Genomic DNA, 21691 nt, shown 5'->3' with positions numbered 1-21691 from the left:
GGTGAAACATGAAACGAGAACAATTAATTGAAACACTTGAAGAACGTAAGTTAACGGAGGTCCTCACTTTAATTGAAGAAGCTGAGAATGGCGAGTTTGATGAGCTTGAACTCGTCGAATCTCTCGGTTTGTTGCAAGACCAACAATTAAATGATGCGGTCATTGATTATTTAAAGTCGTTGGAAGTAGAGATCATTTACGTGCGTGACGAAGAGTAAGGAAGGAGCCGTTCACATGCGACAAGCACCAGCGAAGCGCCTATCAAAAAAGGCGCTTCCGGTTTGGCGGATTACTGGACTATTTGAAAGTTTATTTTACTTAATTATCCCGATTGTGTATGGAGTGCTTTCTTTCGTATTTGATTGGCCATTCTGGATTTTATACGTCATGGTAATCGCTTGGATTTTAATCGTCATTATGAAAAGTCTCGTCGTGCCAGCCATTCGTTGGCGACGATGGCGCTATGAAGTACATGATGAAGAAATCGATTTTCAGTATGGTGTGTTTATTATCCGCAGGACACTCGTTCCGATGAACCGTGTTCAACACGTAGACACGGAACAAGGTCCAATTTATCGTCACTATAAGTTGTCTGCTGTAAGCATTTCAACAGCTGCGACTATCCATCAAATTCCTGCTTTAACAGAAGAAGTGGCCTCTGATCTTCGGGATCAAATTGCCGTTTTGGCCCAAACGGCTGATGAAGATGACTGACGGCAAACGCATGCACTGGGCAGCAGTGCCAATTATGATCGTGCAAGGTATTAAAGGGTTTATTATCCCGCTTATTATCGCCTTCTTCATCGGAAGTACTGGTGGCGGAATCGGGATCTTCACACTCATTATTATTCCAGTCATCATCTTGTTTTCACTCGGGTATAGCTTTTTATACTGGTGGACGTATCGGTACTACGTAAAAGACAACGAGCTTTATATACGTCAAGGCATTATCATCAAGAAAAATCGTTATATACAACGTCGACGTGTGCAAAGCTTTGATAAATCTGCAGGAATTTTGCAACGTCCATTTGGATTAGTTCGAGTGAAGATTGAGACAGCGGGTGGTGGAAGTGAACCAGACGTTGACATTGATGCGCTAACTGTTCAAGAAGCGAATCGCCTGAAGCGAGAGCTAATGAAAAAGATGGACGTTCCAGAAGAAACAGAACAATCACAAGCAGAGCTTAACGTGCACTCAGAAAATGAAGAGCACGTAGAAGGTGAAGACGTTCATCAAGACGCACTCGAAGAAGAGTCTACAGAAGTTGTTGACGTAGAAGAAGAGTGGACAGAAGCAGAGCCAGATGATCGCTGGGTCCTCGGGAACAAACGGCTATTTATCGCAGGGATGACGTCAGGCGGTGTCGGTCTTGTACTGTCTGCTGTTATTGCGATTGTTTCACAATTTGATGTGTTGTTGCCTGAGACGTTTTATGAGTCTACGGTCGGTTATGCATTATCCTTAACGACGACGCTGATTGCACTATTTGTCGTGTTAATTGCGCTCATCGCATACCTTATTTCAATTGGGATTACGATCGTTAAGTACGGTCAGTTTTCCGTTGATAAGAGGGGGAACGATTTAATCGTTTCACGAGGGTTGTTAGAGAAGAAGCAACTCACGTTAAAAGTACATCGCATTACAGCGGTTCGCTACGTGAGTACGATTTTGCGACAACCATTTGGCTATACAACGATCTATGTAGAAAGTAAAGGCGGGGGAAATGCAGAAGAGCAACAATCGACGATGCTCATTCCACTCGTAAAGCGAAAAGAAGTTGACGAAGTGTTACGTCGTTTCTTACCTGAATTTGTGTTTGAAGAGGGGATTACGCTTACGAAGCTTCCGAAGCGAGCTCGAATTCGTTACTGGATTCGTGCAATCTTGCCGACGTTTTTCGTAACTCTGCCGTTAACGTATTTCTTTCCACCGTTCGGTGCGCTTAGTTTTCTCATCGTCATTCCTGCACTTTGGATCGGACATTTACGATACAGGCATGCAGGTCACTATGTGACGGATGATCGTTTAGTCATGCAATGGCGCTTGTTTAACTTAAACCGCGTAATTGTCCCTAAACGAAGAATTCAAGCAGCTGACGTCGTTCAGTCACCGATTCAACGGTTTCGAAAGCTATCGACGTTTTCTGTATCCATTCTCTCGAGCATCTCTGGCAAAAGTTTTGAGGTGTTAGATCTCTCAGAGAACGATGGTTTTGACTTAAAAGATTGGTTTTCAAAACAACAACAACAAAACAAAAACGAAGAGGAGTCAATCGTCGATTAGACTCCTCTTCGTTTTGTTTATTTCGATGGTTGTTGCATGTTCGTATACGTGACGACTTGACGTTGATTCGTGTCAGAGGTGCATTCAAACCGGTCGTATACGTAATCTTCCCCAACTTGATGAAGAATGCGTTCATAACGATGTTGAATGACGATGCTGTTGCCATCTTTTTGGAAGAAAAGAAAGTTAACACCTGAAAATTGGTGTTCTTCTTGAGCGTGTAATAGTTGTCGTAACAGCGTGTTGTGACATTTCACGAGGTGTTTGCGTTTAAAACCGAAATCACGTAACAAGACCGCAAGAGATTCTTTAGCTGGTAGTTCCAATTCATTGAGTAAGATTTGGAACGGTTCAAATTGTTCTTTGTGAATCCGAATCATTGAACCTTCTTTTAACCGAACTTTTTTTTACCGCTTTTTAATCGGAATTTGAAGTCTTGATCATAATTGACGGGTTGCCACTCATCCTTTTTACTATCAAGCCATTCTAAGTCGAAAGGGCAGCCGTCTAACATCATTTGTTCACTCTGTGATTGCTCAACGAGTACAACTTCATCTTCGATCGATTGCAATTTAAAGTACAAATAAGGATCTTCTGACGTTCGATGACCGTTTTTCAAACGAAGGCGGTTTTCTTGAAGTTGTCGTTTCTTTTCCTCGAGTTGGTGAATGTTCGCGTTTGTTGACTTCTCAAGTTTGGCAATTGCATAAGTGTTGATGAGCGAAACGAACGTGCTACTTTTCCAGAAAAAGTGGAAATCTTATCGCCTGTCACGTCAACTTCTTCTCCACCACTGTAATGAAGAGAGAAGATGTCATCGGCATTGTGAATTTCATAAACGCCTTGTACGACAATTTTTCCAGTCCAAATTTTGTTTTTTTGGTGTTTCGATATGTTGTAAAACGCCATAATAGCTACATTTCGGATTTTGCTCAGTGAACACGACGGTTTTACCTTGCGTTAAATGTGCCTCTTTACGATTCATAGGAACCCTCTCTTTTTCGGACTAATCACGTAATCCATTATATCTACCTTTTGCTACTTCTTCAACTGACAAGTCCGATTCGACCTTACGGTAGGCATCAATTAGTCCTAAAGCAGAAACTTCACAATCCATTTTCATCATTTGAACATCGTCGTCATGATTTTCAATGGAAAAGTGTTCAAGAAGGGCTTCAAATAATAAGTGTGACAGACGTGTAGGATCGACGTGCTCTTGTGAAAGAACGGTTTTAAACACGTCATAGCTACTGTGAAGCGATTGAAAAACTTCTTGTTGATCGGTTGAAACTCCAAAGTGACCAAAGCCGATGATTGCAGGGTTAAGCGACTTTATACGTTCCCAAGAAGTAAGCATGCTCTGTTCATCAAACTGTGATGGTGATGTGCTAGGAATTGCGATGCAAGTTCCCATTTTTTTGAGAAAGCCTTCCGTAATAAATCCCGAGCGTGTCTCCTGTGAAAATTGCTCCGGTTAATTCATCTTGAATTGAAAAGTGGTGAAGGGCATGTCCTGGTGTATGAAGAAAAGTGAGCTTACGGTCCGCGGCAATCTGCAATACACTTTCATCTTCATGACTGACTGTGTGTTCAACTGGGCAAGGAAGAACAGGAGCAAACAAGTCGTCGAATTTATCTCCGTATACGACTTTGGCGCCTTGGATTAATTTTGTCGGATCATTTAAATGCTTTGCGCCTTTTGGGTGAACGTGTAGTGTCGCGTTTTTGGTGTGTTGCATGAGTTGGCCCGCACCGCCTGCGTGATCGAGATGGACGTGGGTGACAATAATATGTAGCAAGTCATCGAGAGTGTAACCTAACTCCTTTAAGCCTTTAACGATCGGTTCATAGGAACAACTAGGTCCCGTTTCAATAATCGTTAACTCATCTCCCTCTAAAACGTAAATGCCAGTACGCTGTTCGAGTCCTAAATCTAAACCGTCAATTAAATACGTCTTGTCAGCAATTTTCATCATTCTCAATCACCTCTAATTAAAAGTTTAATTATTCGAAAAACGACAAATAGGAGACGCTGATTATTGATCAGCGTCATTCCCACCTGTATAACGTCGTTCATTGAGTCGGATTAAATAATCGAAGCGCTCATTTTTCAGTTGTTCATCATTTTCTTCAAGCTTTGAAATGACCAGTTCCATTTTTGTGAGTGCTTCATAAATACGAGGCATCTGTTCTTCTTGTTCTTCGTTATCGAGCTCTTTATAGGCTGAAATGAGGTTTGGAATGTCCTCTTGAGCCATTCGCTTCACTTGGTAACGATCTTCAACTGAAAGCTGGCGGAGTTGATGTTGGAACGGGTTCAGCCGCTCAAGCAATTGCTGTAGTCGATTTTGAATGGGCTCTGGTAAATCTTGTTTTTGCATCGTTAAGTAGTTTAACGATGTTGTGTAATGATCTTGTTCGGTTTGAACTTCTTTGGATGCTTTTGGTGATTCATCAGGCATTGGAGGTTCAATAAATGAAGTTGGAGCGTGCCCGTCCATCGCACCATCAATGTGCTGCATCTTTTGGATAATGCCGTGAAAATAAGGCGACTTCATAATGCTTCGGACATGTGATTTCCCATTCTTCATATAATAAACAGAACCTTCTTTAAGCATCTTTTGGCTCCCGCGTGAATGTTGCTACGCGTGTAACTGAGTACGAATCGCTTTTTAATTGCAGAAGGGGAGACGTGCGTATCAAACGTTAATAACTTCACGTGCTTTTGACTAACTTTGAGCCTGAGTTTAAATGTACGCCCATTTTTCTTGTACACTTGCGATCCGCGTATCGGACCGTTCTTTAACATGTGTGCAATGATCTTGTCGAGAATTGCTTCACTTTCTTTAATCAGTGAAAGCCCGTTAGGGTCGGAAAAGATTTGGTCATCGACCGTACGCATTCTTTCCGGTATAAAGCGTTCTCGCCAAGAAGTCGTCAACCAATCTTTCACTGTCATCAGCACCTTCACTAAAGTTAATCATTTAAGAGCGGTCGTCACTACGTTCTGGTAAACGAGCTTGGACGTTTTTATTTAGTTCATCAAGTTCTGCAATAAATGCCTTTCCTGATTGAACAATACGTTCATTGGATTGTTCAGTCAGCTCAATGGCCGTTTGCACATCATCGTAAGCTTTTCTGAATGATTCAATAGCAATAGCTGGTTCTTCCAATGTTTTTAATGTTTCTTCTGTATTGGAACGAAGTGACTTTGCATTGCTTAGTATCATATCTTCAGTTGCTTGATTCACACTTTGAACGGCATCAATGACTTTCTTTTGATTACCAAGGGCAAGTTGGATCGAAGCAGTAACCGTAATGACGTTTTTCGTCATCGTAATCGCGTTAAAAATGGCCTCTTCGAGCTTGTCGTTGTTTTCTTTAATAAGATCAACGGATGCAAGTGATTGTTGTAACACCATAACCGCTTGCGTCATATTTTTGATTCTCGTAATGACTTTTCGTTGTCCTTTTTGTAATTCTTGTGGGTTATCTCGCCAATTTTCTGCAGTCATTTCTTCTTCAAGCATCGTATTGAGCTGTTTACCTGTCTCAATTTGCTTTTCAAGATTTATAATGCGTGACGTTGCAGTGTCACGTAATTGCTCGAGCATCAAATTGTCTTCTTGAAGTTTATCTTTACCCTTTAGTAGAGCTTCAATGATGTTCTCAACTTGTGCTTCTACCGTTTGATACTTCTTAGCATACTGTTCAATTGGATTTCGTCTTGTGATTTTGTTCCAGGTTTTTTTTGTAAGAAACCTTCATTAAGATGTTCAGGTTCTAACGTAGAGACATGTTGACGCAGTTCAAATAGTTGTTCAGGAAGTTCGCTATTTTTATTTTGTAACATATCTTGAACAGGGCGTTTTAATGATTCTAACGAATCACCTGCTAATTTTTGTTCGTCTTCACCGAGCAAACTAAGTTGTTGCACGAGCTCTTGTGTGTTCGAGTTTTCTTTAAATTTGTTCATATAGTTCTCAGCATTTTTTGCTGCTTCACTTTTTTTCCTCAACTGGAAGGTCAGTTTCAAAGTTCGTTTCATCTAACTCTTCGTTTTGTTTATCTTCTTGCATGTCGTTTCCACCTTTCCGTTCACCGTATGCGTGCAAATGTATGCTTACATTATACCATTTTCACTTTCGGATTGTCTTGATCTATATACGTGCGCAAAAGTATTAGGTTTCAAAACTGAATAGAAGTTGTATAAATTTCAAAAAGAAACGTAAAAATCATAAAAATCATTGTTAGATTTTTTTCCTTTAGTGACATTATATTAAGCGCTTACATGCTGTAATAAACGGTGCTTGCAATTTGCCGAAGGTTCAGATAAGTGGTAAGATCATTTTTACTAGTTTCGTGAAGAGATCTTTTTTTGTTAAGAAAGAGGTGGAATAAATTGTTTCATGACAATACTAATCCAAAGGGTCTTTATCGATCCGAATTTGAACATGACAATTGTGGGATCGGCTTTTTGGCGAATATGAAAGGACAGCTTCGTATACGATCGTACGAAGTGCGCTTGATCTACTAGCCAACCTTGAGCATCGCGGTGGACAAGGGGCAGAACCTAATTCAGGAGACGGTGCTGGGATTTTACTTCAAATTCCACACGGATTTTTCAAGGAAGCGGCAGTAGAGTCAGGCTTCGAATTGCCTGAAAAAGGTGAATATGGTGTCGGAATGCTATTTCTACCTACCGATGACACACGACGTAAGCGTGCACTAGAAATGTTAGCGCAAATGGCTGAACAAGAAGGTGCAAATGTAATCGGTGTTCGTGATGTACCGGTGAATACAACGGGCATTGGTGATTCCGCTCTTGCGGCAAAGCCTTATATTCAGCAAGTATTTATTTCTGCTGATGGACTCATCGACGATGAGTTAGAGAGAAAGTTGTACGTCGTGAGAAAGCGGACAGAAAAGGCCGTTCAATCGTTACTTGAAGAAGGGGATTCTTTTTATTTCGCTAGTCTTTCAACAAGAACAATCGTATACAAAGGCATGTTAACGACAGAACAACTCGGTACGTTCTTTATCGACCTAAAGAAGAAAACGTTTAAAAGTACAATCGCTCTCGTTCATTCACGATTTAGTACGAATACATTCCCTAGTTGGGAGCGCGCTCACCCGAACCGTTATTTGATGCATAACGGTGAAATTAATACGATTAAAGGTAATGTGAATTGGATGCATGCTAGAGAAGCGGTATTCCAATCTAAATTATTTGGAGAAGATCTCGAGAAGGTTCGTCCAGTCATTGATGAAAGTGGTAGCGATTCATCGATGTTTGATAACGCGTTTGAGTTTTTCACGTTATCAGGTCGCTCGCTTGCCCATTCAGCAATGTTAATGATTCCAGAACCTTGGCAAAATGCTGAACATATGAGCGATGATAAACGCGCATTTTACCAATATCATAGTACGTTAATGGAACCGTGGGACGGTCCAACTGCAATCGTATTTACAGATGGAAAACGGGTTGGAGCGACACTTGATCGTAACGGGTTAAGGCCATCGCGCTATATCGTGACTGAAGACGATATCGTTGTAATGAGTTCAGAAGTCGGAGTGTTGCCGACAGCGCCAGGTAAAGTGGTTGAAAAGAACCGCTTAAAGCCAGGGCAAATGTTGATTGTTGACCCAGAAGAAGGACGCATTATCCCTGATGAAGACGTTAAACAGTCCATTATTAATGAAAACCCATACAAAGAGTGGGTAAATGAAGAGTTAAAGACGCTAGACGATATTCGTGAGAGTGCCGTTGAAGTAACGGAGTTTGATGAGACGAAGTTACGTTTAAAGCAAGCTGTTCACGGCTATACGTTTGAGCAAATCCATAAAATGATTAAGCCGCTCGTGACCGACGGTGCCGATCCAGTCGGTTCGATGGGGTATGACAATCCGTTAGCGGTCTTGTCCGATAATCCTCAACTGCTCTACAACTACTTTAAGCAGCAGTTTGCGCAAGTGACAAATCCTCCGATTGATGTAATTCGTGAGGAAGTTGTAACAGCAGTTGGAACGACAATCGGGCGTGAAGGCAATTTGTTACATCCGACAAAAGAAAACGCAAGGCATATCTATTTGGATACCCCACTCGTTACAAATGAAGAGATGGCAAAGCTCATTCATTGTGACGAACCGGGTCTACATGCGGTGACGATTTCAACGACATTTGAGCCGTCTCATGATGGTAGCGGTATTGAACAAGCACTTTCACAAATTCATAAAGAAGCTGATCAAGCGTTACATGATGACAAAACGTTGCTCGTATTAAGCGATAAACTCGTGAGTAGTTCTGCCGTGCCAATTCCAATGTTGCTAGCCGTTTCAAGTTTGCACCATTACCTCATTCGCACGGGGAATCGTACGAAAGTAAGCATTCTCGTTGAAACAGGTGAAGCAAGTGAAGTACACCATTATTGTGTGTTGCTCGGTTACGGTGCAGAAGTCATTAACCCGTATTTAATTTTCGATTCGTTAGAAGGGTTAATTCGAAGTGATGATCTTAAAACGCATTCCTATGTTGAAGCTGTGTCGAAATACATTAAATCAGCTACAAAAGGCATGATGAAAGTCCTCTCAAAAATGGGCATCAGTACGATCCAAAGTTATCGTGGTGCTCAGATTTTTGAAGCGATTGGAATTTCAAAAGAAGTGATTGATCAACACTTTACATGGACGCCAACAAGAATTGGTGGCATTGATTTACAAACGATTGCAAAGGATGCCATTACGCGTCACACGACCGCTTACCGTAAACTTGAGCATGATCAATTGACACTTGAAGAAGGTGACGATCATCAGTGGCGTCGAGATGGTGAAGAACATCAATACAATCCACACACGATTCATATGTTGCAACATGCTTGTCGAACGAATGATCACAAACTTTATCAATCCTATAGCGAGTCAATTAATGAACAAGAGAAAAAGCAAACGACATTACGTGGATTGCTTAAATTAAAGAAAGATCGTCCGAGTGTGCAGCTTCATGAAGTTGAGCCTGTTGAAGAGATTTTTAAACGCTTTAAAACAGGGGCGATGTCATTTGGCTCGATTTCAAAAGAAGCGCATGAGGCGCTTGCGATTGCCATGAACCGAATCGGTGGAAGATCGAACACTGGTGAAGGTGGCGAAGACCCGGACCGATTTACAGTGGATGACAATGGTGACTTAAGACGAAGTGCAATCAAGCAAGTAGCTTCCGGACGATTTGGTGTGACGAGTCATTATTTAGTCAATGCTGATGAGATTCAAATTAAAGTAGCGCAAGGTGCAAAGCCAGGTGAAGGTGGACAATTGCCAGGCAATAAAGTGTACCCGTGGGTAGCTAAAGTGCGTGGAACTACAGCAGGAGTTGGCTTAATTTCACCACCACCACATCATGATATTTATTCAATTGAAGATTTGGCGCAATTAATCCATGATTTAAAACATTCAAATCCTGATGCACGGATAAGCGTAAAGCTCGTTTCGGGTACGGGAGTCGGTACGATTGCTGCAGGTGTTGCGAAAGGCCGTGCAGATGGAATCGTCATTAGTGGTTATGACGGCGGTACAGGAGCGGCTGCAAAAACGTCCATTAAACATACCGGTCTACCTTGGGAGATTGGCTTGGCAGATGCTCATCAAACGTTAGTAATGAATGGATTGCGTAATCGTATTAAGTTAGAAACTGACGGGAAAATGATGACAGGTCGCGACTTAGTGGTCGCAACACTTCTCGGCGCAGAAGAGTATGCACTTTCTACAGCGCCACTCGTTGTGCTCGGATGTGTCATGATGCGTGTTTGTCATATTGATACGTGTCCTGTTGGAATTGCAACGCAAAACCCTGAATTGCGTAAGAAATTCGCAGGTGATCCTGAACATGTCGTAAACTTTATGACGTTTATCGCTGAAGAAATGCGCGAATTAATGGCAGAGCTCGGTTTTACGAAAATTGATGACATGATTGGACGCGCAGATCTACTCGAGCAACGTGACGATGTTATTGGCGAAAAAGCGAAGCAACTTGATTTACGATCGCTTTTATATCGTCCGAATCCTGAAAATCAATCGGCACATTTTGGAACGAGTGAGCAAGAGCACCTTGTCGGTGAATCACTCGATACGACAATGCTCATGGACAGTTGCTTACCCGCAATTGAAAATAAAACCCCGTTAAAACGGTCCTACCCAGTTTGGAGTATTAACCGGGCGGTTGGAACGGTCATTGGAAGTATGATTACGAAGCGCTACGGTGCTGAAGGTTTGCCTGAAGATACGCTAGATTTAACGTTTACAGGTTCTGCTGGACAAAGTTTGGAGCGTTTGTTCCTAAAGGAATGACGCTACGCCTAGTAGGCGATAGCAACGACTATATTGGCAAAGGTTTATCTGGAGGTAAGATTTACGTACATCCTCACGAAGATGCGCCTCTTGAACCTGAAAAGAATATCATCGTCGGTAACACATCGCTTTACGGTGCGACGAGTGGTGAAGCGTATATTTCTGGAATTGCCGGAGAACGTTTTTGTGTTCGAAATAGTGGTGCAAAAGTTGTCGTCGAAGCGTCGGTGATCACGCTTTAGAGTACATGACAGGTGGAACTGTCGTTGTGTTAGGTGACACAGGTAAAAACTATGCTGCTGGTATGTCTGGTGGTGTGAGTTATGTGTACAACCCAAGAGCTTCGTTTGAAGCCCACTGCAACCGTGAACTCGTCGAGCTGGATCAATTAGAACAAATTGACGAAGATGAGCTGAAAACGCTTATCACAACACATGTAGAACACACGAAAAGCCCGATCGGTAACCGCATTTTAGCGAATTGGGATGAAGAAAAAAACGCGATTTGTTAAAGTGATCCCGACAGATTATCGCAACATGTTAAAAGCGATTGATACGTCGATAAAAGAAGGTATTTCTGAAGAGGAAGCGGTTATGGCCGCTTTTGATGAAAGCAAGCGAGCGAAAGCAGTGGTTAAGTAATCACGGTTTTGAACAGGAGGGGAAACGATGGGTAAAGCGACTGGATTTATGGAAATTGAACGACAGGTACCTAAAAAACGTGATCCTCGTGATCGTGTTCAAGATTGGCAAGACATCCATGTAACACCACCAAAGTCCGACATTGAAGAGCAAGCTTCACGATGTATGGATTGCGGGATTCCTTTTTGCCAAGCAGGAACGAATGTTCCTGGTTCAGATGACATTGGTTGTCCAGTGTACAACTTAATTCCTGAATGGAACGATCTCGTCTATCACGGCCGTTGGAAAGATGCGTTAGAACGTTTGCACAAGACGAATAATTTCCCGGAATTTACGGGGAAAGTATGTCCAGCACCTTGTGAAGGCTCTTGTACGGTTGCCATTGATGATGATGCGGTTACGATTAAATCGATAGAATGGCAAATCGTTGAAAATGGGTTTAAAGAAGGGTGGATTAAAGCGAAGCCACCTCGCAAGAGAACAGGAAAGCGTGTCGCCGTTATTGGTTCAGGACCTGCTGGACTTGCAGCAGCTGCCCAACTTAATAAAGTCGGTCACACGGTCGTTGTTTACGAAAAAGAAGATCGTGTTGGTGGTCTATTAACGTACGGAATTCCTGACGTTAAACTTCCTTACGAAACAGTCATGAGACGCGTTCGTATTTTAGAGGAAGAAGGCATTACGTTTAAGACAAACGTTAACATCGGTGAAACGATCTCTTGGGAACAATTGAACAATGACTATTCTGCGGTGATTTTGTGTACTGGAGCACAAGTACCACGTGGCGTTAGTGACGTGCCAGGTCACGATGCTAAAGGTGTTCATTTTGCGATGGACTTCTTAACGCAAAACACGAAGTCATTGCTCGATTCAAAGCATGAAGACGGTCAATACATTTCTGCTGCTGGCAAAAATGTCATCGTGATCGGAGGCGGTGACACAGGTGTGGATTGCATTACAACATCTGTGCGTCACGGTGCGAAGTCAATTGCACAATTTGATATTAATAAAATCAAAGGTGAAACGCGTAATGATGGAAACCCATGGCCATTATTTCCACTAACGTTTGCAAAAGAAGACGGACATAAAGAAGCGGAAGCCGTTTACGGAGAAGATCCTAGAGCGTACCAATGGTTAACGACTCGTTTTGTGACTGATGATGAAGGTGTTTTAGTCGGTCTTGAAGCCGTACAAGCAGAAACAGTGTTTGAAAACGGACAAAAACTACGTAAACCAATACCTGGATCTGAAAAGGTTTGGGATGCGGATCTCGTGTTATTAGCAATTGGGTTTACCGGACCTGAACGAGAGCTTCTTGAACAAATGGGTGTGAAGACGACAAACCGAGGTACGGTTGATGCAGAATATGGTCAATACAGTACGAGCGTACCGAGTGTTTATGCTGCAGGCGATAACCGTCGCGGTCAAAGCCTTGTCGTTTGGGCGATTCATGAAGGAAGAGAAGCAGCACGTGAAGTGGATCGATATTTAATGGGGTCCACGATTCTTGTATAAACAAGTTAATCATGCACGTAAAAGTGAATTCACGCTTTTACGTGCTTTTTCTGTTGGTTGTCATGATGGAACGTATGTAAATAAGAAGGACGGTCCAAGACAAACAAAAGCTGCATAACATACTCGTAATTCACTTTGAAATCGGCAGGGATTTTTGGGGCAATCGTATCAAGCCAATGCAAGAGCTTCCGCCGTTCAGCTCGTCCTAATTTCCTGTAATGAGCAGGAAGACGCATAATAAATTGCACAATGTACGGTGAAGACGCCTGTTCACTAAATGAAAATTGCTGTTGAAAAAGTTCAGCTAGAAAACGTTTTTGATGCTCTAAGTATCGTAACTGTCTCGTCTCATCTGCGTTACCAGGACGCAACCGCCATTGTTTTTTTTGTTTTGCAGTCATGCGTTCGAACTCATTCAAGCGCTTTTGTATCATTTTCTTCGTGGATGAGTTGAGCGGTGAAATGATCGCTGCTTGCTCGATTAATCGTTCATATTTATTTCGGAGTTCAGGCATGAAATTATTCGGTAACACATACATGTTCACAACGGTCGAAACCATAATTCCGATCATAGAACTCATCACTCGTTCACTATAAAATTCTAAATGATGATCAAACATGGAAGGCATAATGGCAAAGGCTGTGATGGATGCGATCATCGTAAATCGTTTATAGACGAAAACGTTCATGATGAGAATGATGACGATCACAACACTGGCATACATGAGCGGATGGGCACCGAGAATAAAGTAGAAGACGAGGGCAAAACCGGCACCAACAAGAGCAGACCCGAGACGGACAGCTCCGTTACGAACGGCATCAAAGCTCGTATTCTCAAGGGCAAAGCAAGTCGTTACAATCGCAAATAACGGCGGAATTGAGAGAAGATGACAAAGCAAAAGGCTAAAAGTCATGGACGTCAAGAGTTTAATCAGTCGCTTTGAGCTACGCAAAAAGAATAGTGACATGCCGTTCATCCTTCAATCTTTTCAAATTTTTACAGTTAGTATGTAACGGAAAAAAATAATTATGCATGAATTTAAAAGAAGCTCTTGAACAATATAGAAAAGATCACGTATGATAGAATTGAATTTTCCTATAGTTGGTTTGAGGGGAGTGATGGGGTGTACGTAACCGGTAAGTACAAAACAGGGATCTACATCGGAGAAGTTGTTGAAGAACGTGGCGAACGAACACTTCTTCAAGTGAAAGCAGTCAAAAAACATCCGATGCAAGGAGATCTTCATCAAGGATTTGCAACAGATGTACCACTATTTCATCAAAGAAACGCACTTGCATATTTAGAAAAGGCATGGGTGCCAACGGTTACCGTCAAAGCCTATTCAGATGATCTTCCTTCTTATGAAGAAAGTTTGCATGAAGCGGTAGAAGCCGAAATTTCCAAAATGGAAAAACGGGAAGATGAATTTGGTGAAAAAGCGCTTTCGAGTTTAAAAGAATTGCAAACAAGATACGAAAAGTAACGCGATAATTTTATACATGAGCATCCAAAAAAGAGGTGACGTTTTCCGTCGTCCTCTTTTCTTACGCTCTTTTTTACAGAAAACTTAAATTTTTTGTAACATCCATACGAAGGGGAGAGGGATTATGAAAGAAAGACAGCCGAAGTTAGCGACAGAGACGGTTTGGGCAGGCGAAGAGAAGTACAGAGTGCACGGCGCAAGCCAAGTGCCAGTCGTTCATAGCGTTGCTTACACGTATGACGATTTAGATTATTGGTATGAAGTGGCAGTCGGTCAAGCGGAAGGTCACATTTATGGCCGAAATACAAACCCTACGGTTTCAAGTTTCGAGGATAAAGTGAAAGAGTTGGAAGGCGCTGAAGCAGCAACGAGCTTTTCAACGGGTATGGCGGCAATTAGCAACACGTTATTAACGTTTTTACGACCAGGGGATCGAGTCGTAAGTATTAAAGATACGTACGGTGGAACGAATAAAATCTTTAGTGAGTTTTTGCCACGGTTAAACATTGATATTACGCTTTGTGAAACCGGCGATCATAAGCATATGATTGAAGAAATTGAAAAAGGCTGTAGCATCGTTTATTTAGAAACACCGACGAATCCTACTGTGAAAATTACAGATATTGAGCGAATTGCTGACGTTGCCAAAAATCACAATGCACTCGTGATCGTAGACAACACGTTTGCAACACCAATTTTACAAAACCCGTTGCAACTTGGTGCTGATTTGGTACTTCATTCAGCAACGAAGTTTCTCGGTGGTCACGCCGATGCACTTGGAGGCGTGCTTGTAGGAAGTAAAGCGCTCGTAGAAGAAGTGTATCATTACCGGGAAATCAACGGTGCTACACTAGACCCGATGGCTGCATATTTACTCATTCGTGGCATGAAAACGTTGCATCTACGTGTTTACAAACAAACCGAGAACGCGACAAAATTAGCGGAATATTTGAAGAAGCATCCGATGGTTGAAGATGTTTTTTACCCAGGCTTAAAAGATCATCCAAATCACAAGATTGCAAAGCAACAAATGAGAGGGTTTGGTGGCATGTTTAGTTTTTCACTCGTCGGAGGAATGGATGCAGTGAAATTGGTGTTACCGAAACTAAAGTATGCAAATCGCGCGGCGAACCTCGGTGCTGTAGAAACAACCGTCGGTCCAGCAAGAACGACAAGTCATGTAGAATCAACACCAGAAGAACGTAAAGCGCTCGGGATTCCAGATGGACTCATTCGCTATTCAGCTGGTATTGAAGATTTCGAAGATTTGAAAGAAGATCTCGAAATGGCGTTAAAAGCATTAACAGTTAAACAGTGAATTGGAGTGTCGTAGATGGAACAAAAAGTAGCCATTATCGGTTTTGGCGGGGTCGGTCAAGGTTTTCTTACGATCGTTGAACAGAAGAAACAGCAATTAGAAGAGCGGTACAATCGCAAAATTACAATCGTTTCAATTGCTGATTTGTATAAAGGGTCGGTCCATCATGATGATGGACTTTCCCTGCAAGATGTTAAAGCGAGCTTAGATATTGACGGTACGTTGCACCATTATCCAAAACGAGCAGGAACGATCACAGGATTAAGTGCGGTTGAAACGATCCAACAAACGAATGCAGACGTTATAGTCGAATTAACGTTTACAGATGTCGTTACTGGAGAGCCTGCGATTACACATACAAAAGCGGCATTACAAGCGAAAAAACACGTTGTGATGACGAATAAAGGTCCGATCGTAAAAGCCTACAACGAGTTAAAGCAACTTGCAGATGAGAACGGTGTTTCGCTTCTCTTTGAAGGAACGGTAATGAGTGGAACACCGGCACTTCGTATGCCATTAGAGACGCTAAAAGGCAATGATATTACGAAGATTTCGGGCATTTTTAACGGTACGACCAATTATATGCTCACAGCAATGACCTCTGGAAGAAGCTATTCAGAAAGCTTAGAGGAAGCGAAAGAGAAAGGATATGCTGAAGCAGATCCGACAAATGACGTTGAAGGGTATGACGTTCAAGGAAAGGTCGTCATATTAGCGAATGTTTTGCTCGGTGCAAATCTTACACGAGAAGACGTACCAACGACTGGGATTACGAACATACAACAAGAAGACATACAAAAAGCAAATGAACAACAACAAGTATGGAAACTCCTCGGAACGATTACAACTGAACAAGGCATCGTCAAAGGAGAAGTAAAGCCTGTTCTTTTAGATAAAACCAACCCACTTGCACAAATCGAAGGTGCAACAAACGCTGTGACCTATTCGTGTGACCTGTCTGGTGATATTACCCTTATCGGAGCTGGAGCTGGAATTTCTGAAACAGGTTTTGCCGTATTAATCGATATTCTGTCATTGCCAAAGACTACTCGTTAGATTGGAGTGTTTGAAATGATTGAAATGAAAAAGCATGAACAAGCGATGTTTATTGCGGGAATTTGGAAGCAAAAAGAAGAAATGATTAACGTGTATGATCCAGCAACCAATGAGTTGATTGCCACGGTTCCAAAAGGAACCAAAGCGGATATGAAGAAGCGTTACGGTCTGCAAAAAAAGGATTGAAAATTGCGAGCAAAATGTCAACGAGACAACGCATGGACATTTTGTTAAATGTGGTTGAGCGTATTCTGAATGAACGTGAAGAAATCGCACAAATCATTTCTTCTGAAGGTGTGAAGACAATTTCAGAAGCAAGGCGTGAAGCGAGAAGAGCGGCAGAGACGTTGCGCCTATGTGCAGAAGAAGCAAGAAGAATTGGTGGAACGACGTTGAACTTCGATCAAATGGAAGGAAGTGAACATCGTCACGGCTATACGGTGCGCTTTCCGATTGGGATTGTCGGGGCAATTACGCCATTCAACGACCCGCTAAATCTCGTTGCTCATAAGATTGGTCCTGCAATCGCTTCAGGCAATGCGGTCATTTTAAAACCTGCTACAGAAACCCCGTTATCCGCGTTATGGTTAACGAGAAAGTTTATTGAAGCAGGATTACCAAAGCACATCTTAAATGTTGTAACCGGCCGAGGACAAGAGGTGATCCCTCCACTTGTTGAACATCCGGAAGTAAGGCTAATTAGCTTTACAGGAGGGCTTCGTACTGGAGAGAAACTCGCAAAAGATGCTGGTCTTAAAAAGATTAGCATGGAACTTGGTGCGAACTCACCGTTTCTCGTTTTTGCAGATGCAGATGTAAAAAAGCAGCGAAAGCCGCGGTTTCTGGGGCGTTTGCAGCAGGAGGACAAAATTGTCTTAGCGTCCAACGAATGCTCGTGAGCGAGCAAGTGGTTGAAGACTTCACGAAGTATTGTTTGGAAGAAACAGCTGCTCTTCAATTTGGAGATAAAAAGAACGAACAAGATGATGTGGGCCCATTAATTAACGAACGAGAAGCAAACCGAGTGATTGAGTGGGTTGATGCAGCCGTTGATGCTGGTGCTACCGTTTTAACGGGTGGAAAGAAATACGGAAATTATGTCGAGCCAACCATTATGCAAGATGTTCCGAGAGATTCGTTATTGTATCAAGAAGAAATTTTTGGTCCTGTAGCGATGATTCAACCGTTTACAACGTACGATGAAGCGATGACACTGGCAAATGAAGTCAATTACGGGTTGCAAGCGGGCGTCTTTACAACGTCGTTGCAAACGGCGCACAACACAATACGTGACTTACACGTTGGTGGTGTCATGATTAATGATAGCAGTGACTTCCGCATTGATGCGATGCCGTTTGGCGGTACGAAAGGATCGGGTGTCGGAAGAGAAGGCGTGTATGATGCAATGGTAGAAATGACTGAACAACGTGTGGTTTGCTTTAACGACCAAGACCAATAACAAAGACTAAACGTCGTAAAGAAGGGTTGTGGGTAGATGTTTTCAAGGGAAGAATATCAACTGCGCATGAATAAGACGAAGCAAAAAAATGTTAGAGTACGGTGTTGAAGTGCTCATTCTTTCGAACCCTTCGAACCTGTGCTATTTAACAGGTTATAATGCATGGAGTTTCTACGTTCATCAAGTCGTTCTCGTACTCATTGATGAAGAAGAACCGATTTGGGTCGGACGTGAAATGGATGCCCATAGTGCAAAAACAACGACGTGGATCGACCATACGAGAATTATTCCGTATCCAGATGAGTTTGTCCAATCAACAATAAAACACCCGATGGATTTTGTCGCCAATATTTTGACAGACCTCGGTCAAGGTCAGCGAAAAGTAGGCGTTGAGATGGACGCGTTTTACTATACGGCGATGTGTCATGAGCGTTTAACGTACGGATTACCAGAAGCGGAATTCAAAAACACAAGTACGATCGTCAACTGGGTGCGCCTGCAAAAAAAGTCCAGCTGAGATTACGTTTATGCGTCGCGCTGCTAAAATTGTTGAGAAAGCCATGCAAGCGGCATATGACAAAGTTGATGTCGGGGTTCGCGAAAATGATGTGGCAGCTGCCATTTATCACGCACAGGTGAGCGGAACAGCTGAATTTGGCGGTGATTACACATCGATTGTACCGATGCTTCCGACAGGGAAAAACACTGCGAGTCCCCATTTGACGTGGACAGATAAACGATACAAAGAAGGCGACTTTTTGACGATTGAAATTGCCGGATGTTATCAACGTTATCATGCACCGCTTGCAAGAACGATGGCAATCAAAAAAGCTCCAAAAGAAATCATTGATGTCGGAAAAGTGGTCACAGAAGGTATTGAAGAAACGCTTAACTTTATGAAACCAGGTGTAACTGCTGAACAAGTAGAGGAAGTTTGGCGAGAATCGATTGGAAAACATGGGTTTATTAAAGCGTCACGTCTCGGTTATTCAATTGGCTTGAGTTATCCGCCAGACTGGGGTGAGCATACGATTAGTTTTAGAAAAGGAGACCGCTCATTATTAGAACCTGGAATGACGTTTCACTTGATGCCAGGTATTTGGTTTGATGAATTTGGAGTTGAGATTACAGAATCTGTGCTTATTACTGACAACGGGGGTAGAAACGTTAACGAATTTTCCTCGTGACGTTTATGAAAAGACGATGTAAACAAATTGACCCTGCACTCGAACATTTAACGAGTGCAGGGTCAAAAGCGTTACTCAGACGTTTTTTTTCTTTTCAGGAGGGACAGGATCAAATCCGCCCTTATGAAAGGGATGACACTTTAGAATTCGAATCACTCCGAGTGAGACACCCTTAAAAACACCGTGAATCAAGACGGCATCCAACATGTATTGCGAACATGTCGGTTGAAATCGACACGTTGGAGGCGTCGCAGGGGAAATGTATTTTTGGTAAAAACGAATGGGAGCGATGACGATTTTTTTTAACATAGTTGCCTCCATCAACACAAAAAGGCAACGTCTCGTTGCTTCATGCGTTAGCCTACGTGAAATGTAGCGTTCGGTTGTAAAATTGAATAGAGCACTTGGCTTTCTTCACTCGTTAATCGAATCATCGGTAAACGAACATCGCCAGAAATAATTCCTTGCATTTCAAGTGCTGCTTTAACAGGTACTGGGTTTGGAGCCATAAACATAGCGTTCATAACGGGTAAAAGTTCACGGTGTTGCTTAGCGGCAACTTTCGTATTGCCGTTCTCGAATTGTTGTACCATTTGCAGCATGTTCTTGCCGATCACATGTGAAGCAACGGATACGACACCTTTTGCACCAATACTCATAAGCGGTAAGGTCATGCTATCATCGCCACCGTATAGCTCGAAGCCATCTGGAGAGTTCTCAATAATCATTGAAGCGGCATCTAAATCACCACTTGCTTCTTTAATAGCAACGACATTCGGTAAATGAGACAGTCGAATTGTCGTCTCAGGAGCAAGGCTTACAACCGTACGACCAGGTACGTTGTAAAGCATGATTGGTAGAGCTGTTGATTCAGTAATCGCTTTGAAATGCTGGTACATTCCTTCTTGAGAAGGTTTGTTATAGTACGGTGTTACGAGCATAATGCCGTCTACACCAGCTTCTTCAGCGGCTTGAGTCAATTCAATTGAGGCATTTGTATTGTTGCTACCTGTTCCAGCAATAATAGGAACTCGGCCATCTGTGACTTTAATGACATGTCTAAAAAGTGCTAACTTCTCATCGCTTGATAACGTTGGTGATTCGCCTGTAGTACCAGCGACGACAAGAGATTCACTACCATTTGTAATTAAATGGTTCACTAGTTTCGTTACAGCTTGAAAATCAATCTGACCGTTCTCATTAAATGGTGTTACCATAGCTGTTGCAATTCTTCCAAAATCCATCTTCTCATCACCCTCAATGTTTGTTATAAGAATTTCGTGTTTAACGAGGGGCTTAACACAACTATACTATGTGCTTTTCGCTGTTTCGTGCTGTATTAACCCACACAACGGGCGGTTACCTAAGCATTTTGTACGAACAAAAAAACAACAATGAGAGGACTCATTGTTGCATGGTAACCTTTCTCATCAAGAAAAGCACTCCATGCGTGAGATAGCCCTCCATATAGCAAATGCTATATGACAGCCATACACTTGTTCAGTGTATAACCAGCCTCAAAAGCGTGAGCTCTCTTTAGCTTCGGCAATTTCCCCTTTCAGAATACTTCATAGGCACTCACGTACCTCCGTAATCGTACTAATGGTTATTGCTCCTCTACTCCCAGAAGAAGTTTGTATTGAACTACCTACATACTAACAAAGGATTGGCTCGTATGCAACCAAAAATAAACATCCTGTATATGGATTGCTTATCTCTTTTTCCCGGAAATAATCCTATCCAAAAAGAGAAAGTATAACAAGTAAGGAGGTGCAAAGGGTCCATGCGAAGAATTATCTATAGTGCGCTTACGTTAACGATTCTTTTGACGGGATGTACGGATGCCACCGATGAAGCTGCAATGAACAATCATCCTGAACTCGACCGACCAGAGTATTTGACGTTAAATTCTATGGAAAAAGATAGTCAAAGAGACTACGGTTGGCATAAAAACCGTTTAAGTACGTCGAGTACGGGGAAGTTCAAAGATAGAGGACACGGCGACAGCCCATATGCCCTTCAACACGAAGCAAAAGAAATCAACGACAGTCAAGCTTTTGATCATGTGGAGTTAACAGAAAGTGTAAAGCGAAAGATCGAGCAACTAAGGCCAGTAAATGAAGCTTACGTCGTAAACTTAGGCGGGATTTTGTATATCGGTTTAGAAAGTGACACGGTGAATGAAAGAGACCTCAATAAAGCCATCAAAGACATTGTCGCAAACAGTAGTAGCAATCATAAGTATCAACTGTTTACTGACCGAGCAAGCGTAAATCGAATACGTGCAGCTGAAAAAGCAGAGCATCCGGAATACCGGGAAGATTTTATGGATTTCTTAAATGACATGGAATATGAAATACAAAAAGGAGGCAATGGATGGTTGCAATAACCATCTACTGCCCTTCTT

The 21691-nt window shown here is 42.3% G+C and carries 23 protein-coding genes, 2 pseudogenes and 1 riboswitch; of the genes and pseudogenes, 13 read left to right on the top strand and 12 right to left on the bottom strand.

The window, feature by feature from the left end; translation table 11 throughout:
- The first annotated feature begins 8 nt into the window (after positions 1 to 8).
- From JCM19055_RS13470 to JCM19055_RS13460, 3 genes are read left to right on the top strand one after another with little or no spacing between them, the layout of a single operon-like run.
- Positions 9 to 218, top strand: a complete 210-nt coding sequence (locus JCM19055_RS13470; RefSeq protein WP_042360084.1) for a hypothetical protein — start codon at positions 9 to 11, stop codon at positions 216 to 218.
- A gap of 16 nt (positions 219 to 234) precedes the next feature.
- Positions 235 to 714 carry a PH domain-containing protein gene (locus tag JCM19055_RS13465; RefSeq protein WP_042360083.1) on the top strand — a complete coding sequence of 160 codons (480 nt, stop codon included), beginning with the start codon at positions 235 to 237 and terminating at the stop codon, positions 712 to 714.
- The gene (locus JCM19055_RS13460) at positions 707 to 2284 is read left to right on the top strand and encodes a PH domain-containing protein (protein ID WP_042360082.1); all 1578 of its coding nucleotides are present in this window, start codon (positions 707 to 709) and stop codon (positions 2282 to 2284) included. The genes JCM19055_RS13465 and JCM19055_RS13460 overlap by 8 nt, the downstream gene beginning before the upstream one ends.
- 17 nt (positions 2285 to 2301) lie before the next feature.
- Here the strand turns inward: JCM19055_RS13460 and JCM19055_RS13455 are convergent, their stop codons facing one another.
- From JCM19055_RS13455 to JCM19055_RS31910, 9 genes are all read right to left on the bottom strand, one after another.
- Positions 2302 to 2664 (bottom strand): DUF2777 family protein, encoded by a 363-nt coding sequence (locus tag JCM19055_RS13455; RefSeq protein WP_042360081.1) that lies wholly within the window; start codon positions 2662 to 2664, stop codon positions 2302 to 2304.
- Between the two features lie 11 nt (positions 2665 to 2675).
- The gene (locus tag JCM19055_RS13450; RefSeq protein ID WP_042360080.1) at positions 2676 to 2903 is read right to left on the bottom strand and encodes a DUF2777 family protein; all 228 of its coding nucleotides are present in this window, start codon (positions 2901 to 2903) and stop codon (positions 2676 to 2678) included.
- Entirely contained in the window at positions 2900 to 3193 is a 294-nt protein-coding gene (locus JCM19055_RS13445; protein WP_042360079.1) for a hypothetical protein, read from the bottom strand. The genes JCM19055_RS13450 and JCM19055_RS13445 overlap by 4 nt, the downstream gene beginning before the upstream one ends.
- A 97-nt stretch (positions 3194 to 3290) precedes the next feature.
- Positions 3291 to 3641 (bottom strand): hypothetical protein, encoded by a 351-nt coding sequence (locus tag JCM19055_RS29795; RefSeq protein ID WP_265182157.1) that lies wholly within the window; start codon positions 3639 to 3641, stop codon positions 3291 to 3293.
- Between the two features lie 31 nt (positions 3642 to 3672).
- Positions 3673 to 4257: an MBL fold metallo-hydrolase gene (locus JCM19055_RS29790; RefSeq protein WP_265182156.1), complete on the bottom strand. Its 585-nt coding sequence runs from the start codon at positions 4255 to 4257 to the stop codon at positions 3673 to 3675.
- Between the two features lie 63 nt (positions 4258 to 4320).
- Positions 4321 to 4902, bottom strand: coding sequence for a hypothetical protein (locus JCM19055_RS13435; protein WP_152549889.1), 582 nt, complete (start codon positions 4900 to 4902; stop codon positions 4321 to 4323).
- On the bottom strand, positions 4872 to 5237 hold the full coding sequence (locus tag JCM19055_RS13430; protein WP_042360077.1) for a hypothetical protein: 366 nt from the start codon (positions 5235 to 5237) through the stop codon (positions 4872 to 4874). The genes JCM19055_RS13435 and JCM19055_RS13430 overlap by 31 nt, the downstream gene beginning before the upstream one ends.
- A gap of 31 nt (positions 5238 to 5268) precedes the next feature.
- Positions 5269 to 5949, bottom strand: coding sequence for a toxic anion resistance protein (locus JCM19055_RS13425; protein ID WP_370543148.1), 681 nt, complete (start codon positions 5947 to 5949; stop codon positions 5269 to 5271).
- A 17-nt stretch (positions 5950 to 5966) separates the two neighbouring features.
- Entirely contained in the window at positions 5967 to 6260 is a 294-nt protein-coding gene (locus tag JCM19055_RS31910; RefSeq protein WP_370543144.1) for a hypothetical protein, read from the bottom strand.
- Between the two features lie 510 nt (positions 6261 to 6770).
- Between JCM19055_RS31910 and gltB the strand changes: the two are divergent.
- Both gltB and JCM19055_RS13415 read left to right on the top strand, forming a co-directional pair.
- Positions 6771 to 11265, top strand: a pseudogene (gene gltB, locus JCM19055_RS13420) (glutamate synthase large subunit).
- Between the two features lie 27 nt (positions 11266 to 11292).
- The gene (locus tag JCM19055_RS13415) at positions 11293 to 12780 is read left to right on the top strand and encodes a glutamate synthase subunit beta (protein WP_042360076.1); all 1488 of its coding nucleotides are present in this window, start codon (positions 11293 to 11295) and stop codon (positions 12778 to 12780) included.
- A 29-nt stretch (positions 12781 to 12809) separates the two neighbouring features.
- Here the strand turns inward: JCM19055_RS13415 and JCM19055_RS13410 are convergent, their stop codons facing one another.
- A complete protein-coding gene (locus JCM19055_RS13410) occupies positions 12810 to 13748 on the bottom strand; it encodes an aromatic acid exporter family protein (RefSeq protein WP_042360075.1) in 939 nt (312 codons plus the stop codon).
- 156 nt (positions 13749 to 13904) lie between these two features.
- Here JCM19055_RS13410 and kapB point away from each other — a divergent pair, with 156 nt between their 5' ends.
- The 7 genes and pseudogenes from kapB (at position 13905) to JCM19055_RS31895 (ending at position 19284) form a co-directional block, all read left to right on the top strand.
- Positions 13905 to 14264 (top strand): sporulation phosphorelay system protein KapB, encoded by a 360-nt coding sequence (gene kapB, locus JCM19055_RS13405; RefSeq protein ID WP_042360074.1) that lies wholly within the window; start codon positions 13905 to 13907, stop codon positions 14262 to 14264.
- A gap of 124 nt (positions 14265 to 14388) precedes the next feature.
- Positions 14389 to 15582, top strand: a complete 1194-nt coding sequence (locus tag JCM19055_RS13400) for a cystathionine gamma-synthase family protein (RefSeq protein WP_042360073.1) — start codon at positions 14389 to 14391, stop codon at positions 15580 to 15582.
- A gap of 15 nt (positions 15583 to 15597) precedes the next feature.
- Positions 15598 to 16638 (top strand): homoserine dehydrogenase, encoded by a 1041-nt coding sequence (locus tag JCM19055_RS13395; RefSeq protein WP_042360072.1) that lies wholly within the window; start codon positions 15598 to 15600, stop codon positions 16636 to 16638.
- 15 nt (positions 16639 to 16653) lie between these two features.
- A complete protein-coding gene (locus JCM19055_RS31905; protein WP_370543143.1) occupies positions 16654 to 16824 on the top strand; it encodes a hypothetical protein in 171 nt (56 codons plus the stop codon).
- Positions 16821 to 18097, top strand: a pseudogene (locus JCM19055_RS13390) (aldehyde dehydrogenase family protein). Before JCM19055_RS31905 ends, JCM19055_RS13390 begins: the two are co-directional and overlap by 4 nt.
- 88 nt (positions 18098 to 18185) lie before the next feature.
- Entirely contained in the window at positions 18186 to 18614 is a 429-nt protein-coding gene (locus JCM19055_RS31900) for an aminopeptidase P family N-terminal domain-containing protein (protein ID WP_370543142.1), read from the top strand.
- A 10-nt stretch (positions 18615 to 18624) separates the two neighbouring features.
- On the top strand, positions 18625 to 19284 hold the full coding sequence (locus tag JCM19055_RS31895; protein ID WP_370543141.1) for a M24 family metallopeptidase: 660 nt from the start codon (positions 18625 to 18627) through the stop codon (positions 19282 to 19284).
- A 75-nt stretch (positions 19285 to 19359) separates the two neighbouring features.
- Here JCM19055_RS31895 and yidD read toward each other — a convergent pair whose 3' ends face one another.
- Positions 19360 to 19593, bottom strand: a complete 234-nt coding sequence (yidD, locus tag JCM19055_RS13380; protein WP_042360071.1) for a membrane protein insertion efficiency factor YidD — start codon at positions 19591 to 19593, stop codon at positions 19360 to 19362.
- A 47-nt stretch (positions 19594 to 19640) separates the two neighbouring features.
- Positions 19641 to 20528: a 4-hydroxy-tetrahydrodipicolinate synthase gene (gene dapA / locus JCM19055_RS13375; protein ID WP_042360070.1), complete on the bottom strand. Its 888-nt coding sequence runs from the start codon at positions 20526 to 20528 to the stop codon at positions 19641 to 19643.
- A 204-nt stretch (positions 20529 to 20732) separates the two neighbouring features.
- Positions 20733 to 20912, bottom strand: a riboswitch (Lysine riboswitch).
- 155 nt (positions 20913 to 21067) lie between these two features.
- Between dapA and JCM19055_RS13370 the strand changes: the two genes are divergently transcribed.
- Positions 21068 to 21673, top strand: a complete 606-nt coding sequence (locus JCM19055_RS13370) for a YhcN/YlaJ family sporulation lipoprotein (RefSeq protein WP_042360069.1) — start codon at positions 21068 to 21070, stop codon at positions 21671 to 21673.
- The last annotated feature ends 18 nt before the right edge of the window (positions 21674 to 21691 follow it).

The organism is Geomicrobium sp. JCM 19055, from assembly GCF_000698185.1.
Taxonomy (GTDB): Bacteria; Bacillota; Bacilli; order Bacillales; family Marinococcaceae; genus Geomicrobium_A; species Geomicrobium_A sediminis.
This window is presented reverse-complemented; position numbering and strand designations above follow the sequence as displayed.

Bases quoted from the DNA above. Each gene is read 5' to 3' on its own strand.
- JCM19055_RS13470 (WP_042360084.1), top strand. From the start codon at position 9: ATGAAACGAGAACAATTAATTGAAACACTTGAAGAACGTAAGTTAACG.
- JCM19055_RS13465 (WP_042360083.1), top strand. From the start codon at position 235: ATGCGACAAGCACCAGCGAAGCGCCTATCAAAAAAGGCGCTTCCGGTT.
- JCM19055_RS13460 (WP_042360082.1), top strand. From the start codon at position 707: ATGACTGACGGCAAACGCATGCACTGGGCAGCAGTGCCAATTATGATC.
- JCM19055_RS13455 (WP_042360081.1), bottom strand. From the start codon at position 2,664: ATGATTCGGATTCACAAAGAACAATTTGAACCGTTCCAAATCTTACTC.
- JCM19055_RS13445 (WP_042360079.1), bottom strand. From the start codon at position 3,193: ATGGCGTTTTACAACATATCGAAACACCAAAAAAACAAAATTTGGACT.
- JCM19055_RS29795 (WP_265182157.1), bottom strand. From the start codon at position 3,641: ATGCTTACTTCTTGGGAACGTATAAAGTCGCTTAACCCTGCAATCATC.
- JCM19055_RS29790 (WP_265182156.1), bottom strand. From the start codon at position 4,257: ATGAAAATTGCTGACAAGACGTATTTAATTGACGGTTTAGATTTAGGA.
- JCM19055_RS13435 (WP_152549889.1), bottom strand. From the start codon at position 4,902: ATGCTTAAAGAAGGTTCTGTTTATTATATGAAGAATGGGAAATCACAT.
- JCM19055_RS31910 (WP_370543144.1), bottom strand. From the start codon at position 6,260: ATGAACAAATTTAAAGAAAACTCGAACACACAAGAGCTCGTGCAACAA.
- JCM19055_RS13415 (WP_042360076.1), top strand. From the start codon at position 11,293: ATGGGTAAAGCGACTGGATTTATGGAAATTGAACGACAGGTACCTAAA.
- JCM19055_RS13410 (WP_042360075.1), bottom strand. From the start codon at position 13,748: ATGTCACTATTCTTTTTGCGTAGCTCAAAGCGACTGATTAAACTCTTG.
- JCM19055_RS13400 (WP_042360073.1), top strand. From the start codon at position 14,389: ATGAAAGAAAGACAGCCGAAGTTAGCGACAGAGACGGTTTGGGCAGGC.
- JCM19055_RS13395 (WP_042360072.1), top strand. From the start codon at position 15,598: ATGGAACAAAAAGTAGCCATTATCGGTTTTGGCGGGGTCGGTCAAGGT.
- JCM19055_RS31905 (WP_370543143.1), top strand. From the start codon at position 16,654: ATGATTGAAATGAAAAAGCATGAACAAGCGATGTTTATTGCGGGAATT.
- JCM19055_RS31900 (WP_370543142.1), top strand. From the start codon at position 18,186: ATGTTAGAGTACGGTGTTGAAGTGCTCATTCTTTCGAACCCTTCGAAC.
- JCM19055_RS31895 (WP_370543141.1), top strand. From the start codon at position 18,625: ATGCGTCGCGCTGCTAAAATTGTTGAGAAAGCCATGCAAGCGGCATAT.
- yidD (WP_042360071.1), bottom strand. From the start codon at position 19,593: ATGTTAAAAAAAATCGTCATCGCTCCCATTCGTTTTTACCAAAAATAC.
- dapA (WP_042360070.1), bottom strand. From the start codon at position 20,528: ATGGATTTTGGAAGAATTGCAACAGCTATGGTAACACCATTTAATGAG.
- JCM19055_RS13370 (WP_042360069.1), top strand. From the start codon at position 21,068: ATGCGAAGAATTATCTATAGTGCGCTTACGTTAACGATTCTTTTGACG.